We start from the raw sequence: 12,075 nt of genomic DNA on the forward strand, positions 1-12,075 counted from the left end.
CCCGGACCGCGGCGCCACCGAGATCGCGGGAATCACGCCGCCGCCGAGGCCATGGCGCCGGGTGGAAAAGCTCCTCGCCGGGCTGCCGCCCGGGAGCCGACCGTGACTGGGGAACGCCTTGCACGGCCTGAGGCTATGGAGGGTTGTTCCTGGGTCGGCCCTCATCGTCGGCTCGCCACCGGGCGAGGTTCCGTCGGGAGGCCAGAGTGTCGGGGTGCCGGGGGCCGAGCACACGAAGCTGGTCGGCGAGCACGTGCTCGGTCGCCTCGACGGCCCCGGCGCGGTCACCGGCCTCGCTCCGCCAGTGGGCCAGATTGCGCCGGGTGGTCAGGGTGTGCGGGTGGTCAGGGCCGAACACCCGGAGGTAGTCGGCCAACACCTGCCGGAGGGCTTCCACCGCGCCGGCCGGGTCACCGGCCGCACCCCGCCAGTGGGCCAGATTGCTACTGGTGCTCAGCGTATGTCGGTGGTCGGGGCCCAGTACCCGCGACCGGTCGGCCAGCACCTGCCGGAGGGCTTCCACCGCGCCGGCCGCGTCACCGGCCGCACCCTGCCAGTAGGCCAGATTGTTGCGGGTGAAGAGGGTGTCGGGGTGGTCGGGGCCCATGACCCGCAACCGATCGGCCAGCACCCGTGCGAAGGCTTCGACCGCGCCGGCCGGGTCACCGGCCCGGCCCTGACTGTAGGCCAGGTCGTTGCGGGTGGACAGCGTGTCGGGGTGGTCGGGGCCCAACACCCGGAGCCGCTCAACCAGCACCTGCGTGAAGGCTTCGACCGCGCCGGCCGGGTCGCCGGCCTCACCCCGCCACTGGGCGATGTGGTGAAGGGCGGTCAGGGTGTCTGAGTGGTCTGGGCCGAGCACTCGCAGGCAGTCGGTGTGCAGATCGGTGAAGTAGGCCACGGCGGCGGCGGGTTGGCCGGTGTCGCCGAGACTGCGTCCGGCCCGGAACAGCACGGCATGGCAGTGGAGGTCGAGCAGGGCGCGGCCGGGGTGCTCGTACAGTGCTGCCGTGTTCGCGCGCAGGACCTGGCTGCCGACCGGGTCGTCCCGTTCCGGGGCCGGCCAGAACTCCAGCAGCGCGTCGGCGGCGACCCGGGCGGCGGTGTCGAGTTGGTCCGGGGTGAGTTGGTCGCGGGTGGCCCGTTGGACGAGGGCGTGGACCTGGAGCCGACCGGCGCCGTACGCGACGAGGCTGAGGCGGTGCAGGTTGTGCAGTGCGTCGGCGACTGCCTCCTGGCCGACCGGCGAAGCGCCGGCGCCGCGGTCGAGGCCGCTGAGGTGGTCGGTGATCGCCGAGGTGGTGAACAGGCCGACGGGAATCCCGTTGGGGTCCACCATCGCGGCCAGCTCCAACAGTGGCCGGGCCAGCCCCCGTGGCTGGAGCCGGTCGGCGGCGATGACCGACAACCACCAGGTCGCCGCGACCGTCGCGCGGTGCTCGTCGGGCAGCGCCTCGGGCTCGGGCAGCAGGTGGGCGAGCGCGCGTTGACGGTCGGCCAGCCGAGCCCGGTACCCGGCGCAGTCCAGTCCTCGGTCGGTGAGGTAGGCGGTGGCCTGAGCCAGCGCCAACGGAAGGTGGCCGAGGTCGGCGGCGAGCTGATGGAGTTGGTCGACGGGTTCGTGCGGCAGTTTGTGCCGGAGGTACGCGGTCGCTTCGCCAGGGGTGAACACGTCGACGTCGAGCAGCCGGCGCTTGCCGCCGGCGAGAGCCGCATCGCGGCGGCGGGTGGTCACCAGCACCGTGCCGGTGGTCATGGCGGGCGGCCACAGACCGGTGAGGTCGGCGGGGGCCCGCAGGTCGTCGAGCACGATCAGCCAGCGCCGGTCGGTCGTCGCCAGCCACGCCAGGAACCGGGTCGCGGCCTGTTCGCCCTCCTCGTCGGCGGTGTCGAGGATTCCGTACGCGCCCTGGGCGTACGTGGCGACAACGCCCTGCCGGGTGGCGGCAGTGACCCATACCAGCAGATCAACCCGTTGCCGCGACCACGCGTGGTGGGCGGCGGCGACGGCCAGCTGGGTCTTGCCCACCCCACCCAGCCCGGACAGCACCGCTGTCCCGCCCCCTGCGGTGGCCTGCTCCAGCTCGATGCGCCGTCGGTGCTGGTAGGCGTCGGCCACCGTCGGGATCACCCCGACGCGGTGTGGCCACCGCACCACTCGACCGGTGTTGACCGTCACCGGTGCATGAAACTGGCCCGCCGGGCCGTAGGTGGTGTGGAGATGTACCGCTGCGGTGGGGTCGGTGGGACCGGTGCCGGGGGCGGGCGACCCCGCTACGCCTCCGGCCGGGTCGGGGGGACCGGCAACTCCCCGTAGCTGACACTGACCGGGCCGGTCATGATGCCTGCGGTCGGCCCGTAGGCGGTGTCCACACGTACGGTGCCGTCCCCGACCTGCGCACCCTGCGTCCCGCGCAGATCCACCATGTACCTGCCGGCCCGGGAGCCTTCCGGATCCACCAGATCGAGCAGCCGGCTGGCGGCGGTCAGGACCTTCTCGTCCCGGTCGGCGCCGGAATCCGCCAGCTCCGCACCGAACCGTCTCTCCCACACCCCCGGATCGGTCTCGGCTGCCTCCAGGAGCTGCTCCGCGGCACGGCGGCCTGTCAGCCGGCGCCGCAGCGCGTCACGCAACCCCGTGTAGACGTCCACCGCCACCGCGCTGGTCCCCGCGCCCGCCCCCGCCGCCAACGCCGCCGCGATCAACTCGACACCGGTCACCGCGACCACCCTCCATTCACGACACCGGCCGATTATGTCATCGCCAGCAAGAGGCACATGCCTGTCGGCCGAGGCGGGGCGGCCCCGGCACTTCCGCCATCCCGGCCCCCAGCGCGAACCGTCCTGGCGCTCCGGTCAACGAGGACCCGGCATGAGCGGCAGGACCATCCCCGCCCGCTTGACGGAGCGCAGGGCAACGGCTACGTCCGCGTGTTGCAGGCCGGGTAGCTGGCCGATGGTGCCGGACAGGAACTCATAGAGCGCGGCGTCATTCTTCAGCGCGACCTCGCCGCACAGGTTCCGGTCCCCGGTCGTCGCGGCGATCATGAGGACGGCGGGGTGCGCGGCGAGCAGTTCACCGGCCTGCCCGAGCTGGGTGGGGTTGATGCTGAGGAAGATGAACGCGTTCACCGTGAGCCCGACCACGCTGGGCTCGACAACCGTCCGCATGCGCAGGAATCCGGCCGCCATCATCGCCTCGGCCCGCCGCCGTACGGTGGCAGGGCTCGCGCCGCACCGCTCGGCCATCTGCTGCCAACCCTGGCGGCCGTCCTTGGCGAGGCTGGCGACGATCATCTCGTCGAGCGGGCTGAGCCGCTGCGGCGCATCGACGAGCGATTGTTCGTCCCATCGATCCATCCGTTGCGCCCGTAGCCTGTCGACCACCTCCGCCGGCAGCAGGCTCGGGCTCCAGTTGTGTGGTGTGGCGAACCTGCGGATCACCTGGTTGCTCCAGACGGCGAGGACGCCGTCCAGGCCCGGCAGCTGCTTGAACATGAGCTGGAGCAGGTGCTCGTTGGAGGTGTAGGAAACCTCGGCCAGGCAGTCCACGCTGCCGGTGAGCAGCTTGACCGATCCGCATTCCTCCCACCGGGCCAGGTGCTCGGCCGAACGGCTGGCCGCGTCCGGGCGGCAGCGCAGCCGGACGAACAGCGATCGCGCCCGGCGGGTCGCCTCGCCGTCCATGACGCCGATGACCCGAACCGCTCCGCTGCGGAGAAGCCGCGGGATCCGCCGGGAAACGGTCGCCTCCGAGGTGAACACCGCCTCGCCGATCTGCGCGTGGGTGGCCCGCGGGTGAGAGAGCAGGGCACCGACGATCCGGCGGTCGAGTTCGTCCAAGGATCCGTCAATCCCGTCACCTGAGCGGTTCTTCATACTGGAATCTTGCATCTCACACCACGATCTTGACAATCTGCCTCGTGCCTCCGGCAGACTCTCGTCACGGCTACCAAGGGTTGAGGAGGCAGAAGGTGGCGCATCCGATCAGGCGCTCGAACGCGGCCAGAGGTGTCGCGGCGGGAACTGTTGCACTGCTCGCGGCGGCTGTGCTGCCGGCGGGTACGGCGTCGGCGTCGTCCGACACCGCGAAGAGCCAGACGCGACCCGCGCAGCACGTGATCATGTTCGACTTCGACGGGTTCGACCCCCGTTTCCTTGAGGGGCGCTACGCCGGTCTGGCGGAACTGCCCAACATTCGGGCACTGATCGAGAATGGCGCCCACGGCGTCGCAGACGGGTCGTACTCGTCATATTCCAACTCGTCCCGGACGACGACGGCGACCGGCGCGTATCCCGCCGTGCACCGCAACACCGGCTACTACTACAACCACGAAACCAACCGTGGCGTCTCCCAGGAGCGGTACATCGAGCCCGGCGTCGAGACGATCGCCCAGTCGCTGAAGCGGCAGGACCGCACCTCGGCCTACCTCCAGTGGTACGCGGTGCAGAACTACGGCGCCACGTACGGTGACCCCACCGCGCTGTACACCCAGCCGGGTGGAAACTGCGAAACCCGCGCCAACCAGGCGATCGCGCTGCTGCGTGGCGAGCCCGTCAACTCCGGCGGCACGATGGTCGACCCGGCCGCGATCCCGGACCTGATCACCGTCTACTGCGACGACGTCGACGGCGCGCTGCACGACGGCGGATTCACCGACCCCGACCTTCCGGCCGCTCTGGCCCGGGTGGACGCCCAGATCGGGCGGGTTCGCGACGCCGCCCGCGAGGCCGGCATCCTGGACCGAACGGCCTTCCTCGTCACCGCCGACCACGGTGCCCGGGAGTGGACCGTTCCGCTGCTGCCCGAGGTGCTCGACCGGCTGTCCGTGACGGGCCTCAAGGTCCAGGTCATTTCCTCCTCGGGCGGCGTACCGGACCCGACGAGCGAGATCGTCATCGTGGCCTCCCCGCGTACCGCCGACATCACCCTGAGCGGCAGGGCGGACACCGCGAAGAACGCGCGCCGCATTGCCAAGATCATTAAGGGCATCCCGGGGATCGCGGCCGTCCATGACGAGCGGGACCTGCGCCGGATGAACGCCAGCGACAAGCTCGGTGACCTCGTCGTGGAGCCGGTCGAGCCGTACCACCTGTCCACGCTCACCGACGGCGCCCCGCGCGCCTCGCACGGCGCGCTGCCGGAGTCGCAGGTCCCGATGGTGCTCTCCGGCGCCGGGATCCGTCGCGGCGTCCCGCTGCGCAACGTCGGCCTGGTCGACGTGGCGGCCACCATCAGCGCACTGCTCGGCGTGCAGCCGCCGGCCACCGCACAGGGGCACGTCATGCGCGGGGCCATCGAGCGGTCCTGATCATCACCACACGCACATCAAGGAAAGGCACGACATGACCCACCTGACCAAGCGCCGGTTCGCGGCGGCGATAGCCGCCGCGACCGCGCTCACCACCCTCGCCGCCTGCGGCGGATCGGGCGAGTCGGAGGCGGAGAAGGCCAAAGAGATCACCTTCTGGACGCCGCAGACGACCCCGCAGCGGGTCGCCGCGCAGGAGAAGGTCGCAGCCCGGTTCACCGAGAAGACCGGCATCGCGGTGAAGGTTGTTCCGCTCAGCGAGACCGACCAGAAGCAGTCCCTGGCGACCGGTGCCGCCTCCGGGGACGTACCGGACGTGATGTTGCACGGCGCCACGACCACGGCCGCCTGGCGGTCCCAGGGGCTGCTGAACACGAAGGCCGCCGAGGAGGTCGTCGAGGAGCTCGGCGCCGACACGTTCAACGCGAACGCCCTGAAGGCGTTCAGCCTGGACGGCAAGGTCGGCGCCGTGCCGAGCGACGGCTGGGTGCACCTCCTGGTGTACCGCAAGGACCTTCTCCAGGCCGCCAACGTCAAGGTGCCCGCCAGCCTCGAGGAGGTGGCGAAGGCCGCCACCACGATGAAGGCGACCGGGGTGACCGGCATCGCGATGGGCACCCAGGCCGGCACCCCGTCCGGCACCGAGGGCATCTACTCCATGTTCCAGAGCGCGGGCTGCCAGCTCGTGCAGGACGGCAACATCAAGATCGACTCGCCTGAGTGCACCCGGGCGGCTGAGCAGTTCAAGATCCTGCGCGACTCGAGCGCGCAGGGCGACTTCGACGTGACCAGCGCGCGGGCGGCGTACCTCGCCGGCAAGGCCTCGATGCTGCTCTTCTCGACCCACATCCTCGACGAGCTGGCCGGGCTGGACAAGGCCAACCCGCCGACGTGCCAGCAGTGCAAGGCCGACCCGGCGTTCCTCTCGAAGAACTCCGGCTTCATCACCGTGCTCGACCGGAACCACCCGGCACAGTACGGCGCCACGCTCGGCTACGGCATCCCCGAGGGCGCCAACACGGCCGGGGCGAAGGAATTCATCAAGTTCATGATGGAGGAGGGCTACTCGGACACGCTCGCCTCCGCGACCGAGGGCCGGATCCCGCTGCGCAACGGCACCAAGGCCGACCCGAACGCCTACCTCGACGCGTGGGGCAAGCTCGGCATCGGGCCGGAGGCCAAGAGCTCCGTCGCCGAGCTGTACGGCCCGGAGATGGTCACCCAGATCCGCGACGGCGTCAACGCCGTGAGCCTGTGGGGCATGGGCACGAAGGACTCGCCCCTGGCCGGGGCGGTCACCGCGGAGAACGTGCTCGCGCAGTTCCTTGAGCGCCTCTACGGCGGGGAGTCGCCCGCGCAGGTGACCAAGGGGATGGCCGAGGAGGTCAAGAAGGTCCAGGCCGGCCTGTGAGCACGCCCTCAGGCCGGTTCTCCCGCTGGGAGCGGCTGAGCCGCTCCCAGCGGGAGAACCTGAACGGCCAGCTGCTCACCGGCCCGACTCTGCTGCTGATCGGCCTGGTCGTCCTGCTCCCCTTCCTCCTGGTCCTCGTCTTCGGGTTCTCCGACACGAGACTGATCGACATCCCCCGGTTGTCGCCCTCCACCATCGAGTGGACGTTCGACAACATCGTCGACGCCTGGCAGTCGGAGGCGTTCTGGGGGGCCCTCTGGACCACCGTCATCTACGCGACCCTGACCACGATCGGGTCCATCGGCGTCGGCCTCGTCCTCGCCCTCGCCCTGCGCCGCCCCTTCCGCGGCCAGGGGATCGTCCGCGCGCTGCTGCTGATCCCGTACGTGCTGCCGGTCGTCGCGGCGGCCATGATCTGGCGAACGATGCTCAACCCGCAGTACGGCATCGTCAACGCGATCGGTCAGGAATACCTCGGCTGGCAGAATCCCGTCGGCTTCCTCAGCACCACCTCGACCGACGTGGCGGGCCTGCCCGTGCCGGTGTCGCTGCTCGTCGTCATCGCCTTCGAGATCTGGAAGTCGTTCCCACTCGCCTTCCTCTTCGTCACCGCGCGACTGCAGAACGTGCCGGGCGGGATCGAGGAGGCCTCGGCGCTGGACGGAGCCTCCCGGTGGCAGAACCTGCGCCACATCATCCTCCCCCAACTGCGGGGGGTGCTCCTGCTGTTGCTGCTGATCCGGTTCATCTGGTCGTTCCAGAACTTCAACGACGTCTACCTGCTGACCGAGGGCGCCGGCGGCACCCAGGTCATGGCGATCAAGGTCTACACCGAACTGGTCACCCGCTCCGACATCGGCAGCGCCGCGGCCTACGGACTGCTGATGTCGCTGGTCCTCTGCGTGCTGCTGGCCGGCTACGTCCTGCTCTCCCGGCGGAAGGAGGCGTTGTGAGTTCAGCCATGCGGCCCTCGCGCCCGGTCAACATCCTGCGGTGGACGCTCATCGCCGTCGCGCTCGTCTGCGCGGTGGGGCCCGTGCTCTACGGGGTGCTGCTCTCGCTGCGCCCGTACTCCGCGGTGCTGCTGGAGCCCCTCGACATCGTCCCCGGTCTCGGCGAGATCGACCTGTCCAGCTACGTCACGGCGATGAAGGACGAGTCGGCGGGCGGCTTCGGGCTCGGCCGGTTCGTGCTCAACTCCCTGCTGGTCGCCCTCGCCACCGTCGTGGTGTCGATCGTCGCGTGCATCTTCGGGGCGTACGCCGTCGCGCGCCTGCGGTACCGGGGCCGCCGGTTCACGAGCGGCATCATCCTCGCCGTCTACCTGTTCCCGGGCATCGTGCTCGCGGTGCCGAAGTTCGTCATCCTGAGCCGGCTGGGACTCTCCAGGTCGCTCGTCGGGCTGCTCGTCGTCTACGTCGCCGCCACCGTCCCCGTCGCGCTGTACATGATGCGCAACTACTTCCTCGCCCTCCCGGAGAGCGTCGAGGAGGCGGCACTGCTCGACGGGTGCTCGTTGCCGACGATGCTGCGCAAGGTCGTGCTGCCGATCGCGCTGCCCGGCGTCGTGGCGACCGCCATCTACGTCTTCATGATCGCCTGGAACGAGTACTTCTACGCGTTGCTGTTCCTCGTCCAGGACCGGTCACGATGGACCGCTCCGCTCGGTCTCGCCCAGCTCACCGACTTCCAGGTGCCGGTGACCGTGCTGCTGGCCGGCTCCATCGCCGTGACCGTGCCGGTCATCGCCATCTTCTTCCTCGCCCAGCGCTACATGGTCGCCGGCCTGACGGCGGGGGCGGACAAGTGAACACCGAAAGGATGATCGACGTGACAGGCCCTGTGACACCGGGATCGGGTCCAGTGCGACTGCTCGTGCTCGGCGCGGGAGGACGCGGCGCCCACGCGTACGCCACGTGGTGCCTGGAGCACCCCGAGGCCGCTCGGGTCGTCGCGGTCGCCGAACCCGACGCGGAGCGCCGCGACCGGCTGGGTGACGCGCACGCCATCCCGGCTGCCCAACGGTTCACCGACTGGCCGCAGGCCCTCTCGGCGCGTGGGCCGTGGGACGCCGTCATCGTCGCGACACCGGACCGTGATCACGTCGATCCCACCCTCCGCGCTCTCGAACTGGGCCACCACGTCCTGCTCGAGAAGCCCATCGCGCCGACGGCCGAGGAGTTGCACAGGCTGACGGCTGCGGCCCGCGACAGCCCCGGCACGGTGACCGTCGCCCACGTGCTGCGCTACACCCCGTTCTTCCGCACCCTGCGCCGCCTGCTCGACGAGGGCCGGATCGGTGCACTGCAGGGCATCTCGCACATCGAGAACATCGCGTACTGGCACTTCGCGCACAGCTACGTACGCGGCAACTGGCACCGGGCCGACCAGTCGAACCCGATGCTGCTGGCGAAGGCGTGCCACGACATCGACATCCTCCGGTGGCTGGTCGGGTCGCCGTGCACGGCGGTCGCCTCATTCGGCGAACGCCGCCACTTCCGGGTCGAGCACGCGCCGAAGGGGTCGACCGAGCGCTGCGTCGACGGCTGCGCGGTCGCCGACACCTGCCCCTACAACGCCGAACGCCTGTACGTCGACCAACTCGCCGCCGTCAACGGGCCGCCCGTCACGGTCGTCACGAACGACACGAGCGTGGCCGGCCGCCGGCACGCCCTGCGGGTGACCGACTACGGGCGGTGCGTCTACCGGATGGACAACGACGTCGTCGACCACCAGACGGCGGCGCTGCGGTTCGGCAACGGCGTCACGGCGTCGCTGGTGGTCTCGGCGTTCACCGCGTGGAACACCCGGACGATCACGTTGATGGGCAGCCATGGACAGATCACCGCGGACATGCGCACGGGCCGGATCAACCTGACGCCCTTCGTCGAGACGCCACCCAGTCTGGAGGACCACCGGGCCGACGAGACGTTCCAGGTCGACGCCGGTGACCAAGGGGGCGTCAACGATGTCACCGAGGCCTTCACCGGACACGGGGGCGGAGACGCCGGGCTGATGAAGGACTTCACCGAGCGCGTGCGGCGCGCGCTGGCCGGCGAGGATGTCGAGGCGGCGCCGAGTTCGTTGGAGGAGAGCGTGGAGAGCCACTTCGTCGCCTTCGCCGCCGAGCGGTCGCGGCTGAACCACACCCTCGAGGAGCTGTGACGGTGGACGAGGTTCGCGCTCTCGTGGCTCGCGTCGCCGGCACCGCCGACGACGTACGGGTGGAGAGCATTCCCGCCGGTACGGACGCCGCCGTCGCCGGGTACGAGTGCCGCGACGGCGTCCTCACCCTGCGCGGGTCGGACGCCGTCGCGGCGGCGTCCGCGTTCTCGCAGTACCTCAAGGCGCACGCCGGCCGCCAGGTGACCTGGGAGCAGCCACGGCTCGACCCCCGGCCGCAGCCGTGGCCGGAGGCACCCGCGACCCGACTGACCAGCCCGTTCCCGGTCCGCTACTACCTCAACGCCGTGACCTACGGCTACTCGGCGGCGTACTGGGACTGGGACCGCTGGGAGCAGGAGATCGACTGGATGGCGCTGCACGGCGTCACCCACCCGCTCATGCAGGTCGGCCACGAGGCGGTGCTGGCGGAGATGTTCCGGCGCGCCGGGCTCGACGCGGCCCGGATCGACGAGTGGATCGGCAGCGCGGCGCACTTCCCGTGGACGTGGATGGGCAACACCAACTCGTTCGGCGGGCCGCTGCCGTCGGACTGGATCAGTCGCCACGTCGAGCTGGCGCAGCGGATCCTGGAGCGGCAACGCTCGCTGGGCATGACGCCGGTCCTGCCGATGTTCGGGGGGCACGTGCCTCCGGAGCTCGCCGACCCGTCGGCCGGCGAGATCGAGTGGCAGGGCTGGCTCACCCCGATCCTCGGTCCCGACAGCGAGCGGTTCGCGTCGTTGACCGCGGAGTTCATGAGCATCCAGCGGGAACTTTTCGGCACCGACCACCACTACGCCGTCGACCCGTTCATCGAGTCGGTGCCGCCGTCGGCCGAGCCCGACTACCTGGCGTCGGTCGGCCGGGCGGTCTACCGGGCGATGGCGGACGGCGACCCGGAGGCGACCTGGGTACTCCAGGGCTGGCCGTTCCACTACCAGCGCGACTTCTGGCGGCCGGAGCGCGTGCGCGCGTTCCTCTCCGGCGTCCCGCAGGAGCGGCTCATCCTGCTCGACCTGTGGGGCGAGCACGCCCCCATGTGGCGCCGCGACGACATGTTCGAGCGGCGCTGGGTCTGGTGCGCGATCCACAACTTCGGCGGTCGCTTCGCTCTCTTCGGCGACCTGAGCGGTCTGCGGCGCGACGTCGACGAGCTGAGGCGTGCGCGGCCGCCCCGGCTTGCGGGCATCGGGCTCGCGCCGGAGGCGATCGAGAACAACACGGTCTTCTACGAGCTGGCCACCGACCTCGCCTGGGACGTTCCGCAGCTCGACGACTGGCTGCGCTCGTTCGCACGGCAGCGCTACGCGGCCGGGCACGCCGACTTCGCTCAGGCCTGGCAGATCCTGGCCGAGACCCTCTACGGGCCTGGACGTACCCGATCCATCCCGTCTCCGGTCATCGCCCGGCCGTGGTCGGCCGAAACGCCGTTCGCCGCCCAGCGCCTCGCCGGCGAGTTCGTCCCGCAGAACGAGGAGCCGCAGCGGCAGTCGGCGAACATCGACGCCGAGAACGACCCGATGGTGCTCGGTGGCCTGCCGCGGATCGCCGAGGCCGCGCGGTTACTCCTCGGCCGGGCGACCGAAGCGGGGGTTCGGGGTCAGGTCGAACGGGACGTCGTCGATCTGGTCGGCCACGTGCTGGCGCAAGGGTGCCGGGTCCATATCCGCGGCATCATGACGGCCTTCGCCGAGCGCGACGGAACCGGCGTCCTCAACCACTTCGCCCGGTTTCGGACGGAACTGCTCGACCTGGACGAGCTCGCCGGCACGCGCGCCGAGTCGCGGGTCGGCCAGTGGATCGCCGACGCCCGCGCGTGGGGCGGGTCGCCGGCCGAGGCCGATGTCATGGAGCGGGACGCCCGCAGTCTCATCTCCGTCTGGGGACACCAGTCGAGTGGACTGCACGACTACTCCGGACGGCACTGGGCCGGCCTCGTCCGGGACTACTACCTGCCCCGTTGGGAGCTGTGGGCGGACTGGCTGGCCCGGGCCGCGGCGGCGGGGATGGAGCCGGACGTCGACATCCTGCGGGCCCGCATCGTCGAGCACGAGGAGTCCTGGCGGGGGGCGATCGGGGACTACCCCGCCGTCCCGGAGGGAAACACCTGCGACGTGGCCACCCGGATCCTCGACCGGCTCGGACACTGACCCACCACCGATCCGGACCCGACCGTACGTCGGGTCC

9 protein-coding genes are annotated in these 12,075 nt (G+C 70.7%); 6 read left to right on the top strand and 3 right to left on the bottom strand.

What is annotated here, in order from left to right; genetic code table 11:
* Nucleotides 1-133: 133 nt before the first annotated feature.
* The 3 genes from fxsT to ACFYZF_RS21185 form a co-directional block, all read right to left on the bottom strand.
* Nucleotides 134-2,179: an FxSxx-COOH system tetratricopeptide repeat protein gene (gene fxsT / locus ACFYZF_RS21175; RefSeq protein WP_387023260.1), complete on the bottom strand. Its 2,046-nt coding sequence runs from the start codon at nucleotides 2,177-2,179 to the stop codon at nucleotides 134-136.
* 95 nt (nucleotides 2,180-2,274) lie between these two features.
* Nucleotides 2,275-2,721 (bottom strand): hypothetical protein, encoded by a 447-nt coding sequence (locus tag ACFYZF_RS21180; RefSeq protein ID WP_387023262.1) that lies wholly within the window; start codon nucleotides 2,719-2,721, stop codon nucleotides 2,275-2,277.
* Nucleotides 2,722-2,856: 135 nt separating this feature from the next.
* A complete protein-coding gene (locus ACFYZF_RS21185; RefSeq protein WP_387023264.1) occupies nucleotides 2,857-3,843 on the bottom strand; it encodes an Lrp/AsnC family transcriptional regulator in 987 nt (328 codons plus the stop codon).
* Nucleotides 3,844-3,974: 131 nt separating this feature from the next.
* On the opposite strand from ACFYZF_RS21185, the gene ACFYZF_RS21190 reads away from it, so the two are divergent.
* Genes ACFYZF_RS21190 through ACFYZF_RS21215 form a run of 6 tightly spaced genes read left to right on the top strand, consistent with a single transcriptional unit; the run spans nucleotide 3,975 to nucleotide 12,038 of the window.
* The gene (locus ACFYZF_RS21190; protein ID WP_387023266.1) at nucleotides 3,975-5,312 is read left to right on the top strand and encodes an alkaline phosphatase family protein; all 1,338 of its coding nucleotides are present in this window, start codon (nucleotides 3,975-3,977) and stop codon (nucleotides 5,310-5,312) included.
* Between the two features lie 34 nt (nucleotides 5,313-5,346).
* Nucleotides 5,347-6,723, top strand: a complete 1,377-nt coding sequence (locus ACFYZF_RS21195; protein WP_387023268.1) for an ABC transporter substrate-binding protein — start codon at nucleotides 5,347-5,349, stop codon at nucleotides 6,721-6,723.
* Nucleotides 6,720-7,676 carry a carbohydrate ABC transporter permease gene (locus ACFYZF_RS21200; RefSeq protein WP_387023269.1) on the top strand — a complete coding sequence of 319 codons (957 nt, stop codon included), beginning with the start codon at nucleotides 6,720-6,722 and terminating at the stop codon, nucleotides 7,674-7,676. The genes ACFYZF_RS21195 and ACFYZF_RS21200 overlap by 4 nt, the downstream gene beginning before the upstream one ends.
* Nucleotides 7,673-8,533 carry a carbohydrate ABC transporter permease gene (locus tag ACFYZF_RS21205; protein ID WP_387023271.1) on the top strand — a complete coding sequence of 287 codons (861 nt, stop codon included), beginning with the start codon at nucleotides 7,673-7,675 and terminating at the stop codon, nucleotides 8,531-8,533. The genes ACFYZF_RS21200 and ACFYZF_RS21205 overlap by 4 nt, the downstream gene beginning before the upstream one ends.
* A gap of 53 nt (nucleotides 8,534-8,586) precedes the next feature.
* Complete coding sequence (locus tag ACFYZF_RS21210; protein WP_387023273.1) at nucleotides 8,587-9,888, top strand: Gfo/Idh/MocA family protein; 1,302 nt, start codon at nucleotides 8,587-8,589, stop codon at nucleotides 9,886-9,888.
* 2 nt (nucleotides 9,889-9,890) lie between these two features.
* On the top strand, nucleotides 9,891-12,038 hold the full coding sequence (locus tag ACFYZF_RS21215) for an alpha-N-acetylglucosaminidase TIM-barrel domain-containing protein (RefSeq protein ID WP_387023275.1): 2,148 nt from the start codon (nucleotides 9,891-9,893) through the stop codon (nucleotides 12,036-12,038).
* Nucleotides 12,039-12,075 lie beyond the last annotated feature (37 nt).

The sequence above is a fragment of the Micromonospora sp. NPDC001898 genome (genome assembly GCF_042891255.1).
Taxonomy (GTDB): domain Bacteria; phylum Actinomycetota; class Actinomycetes; order Mycobacteriales; family Micromonosporaceae; genus Micromonospora.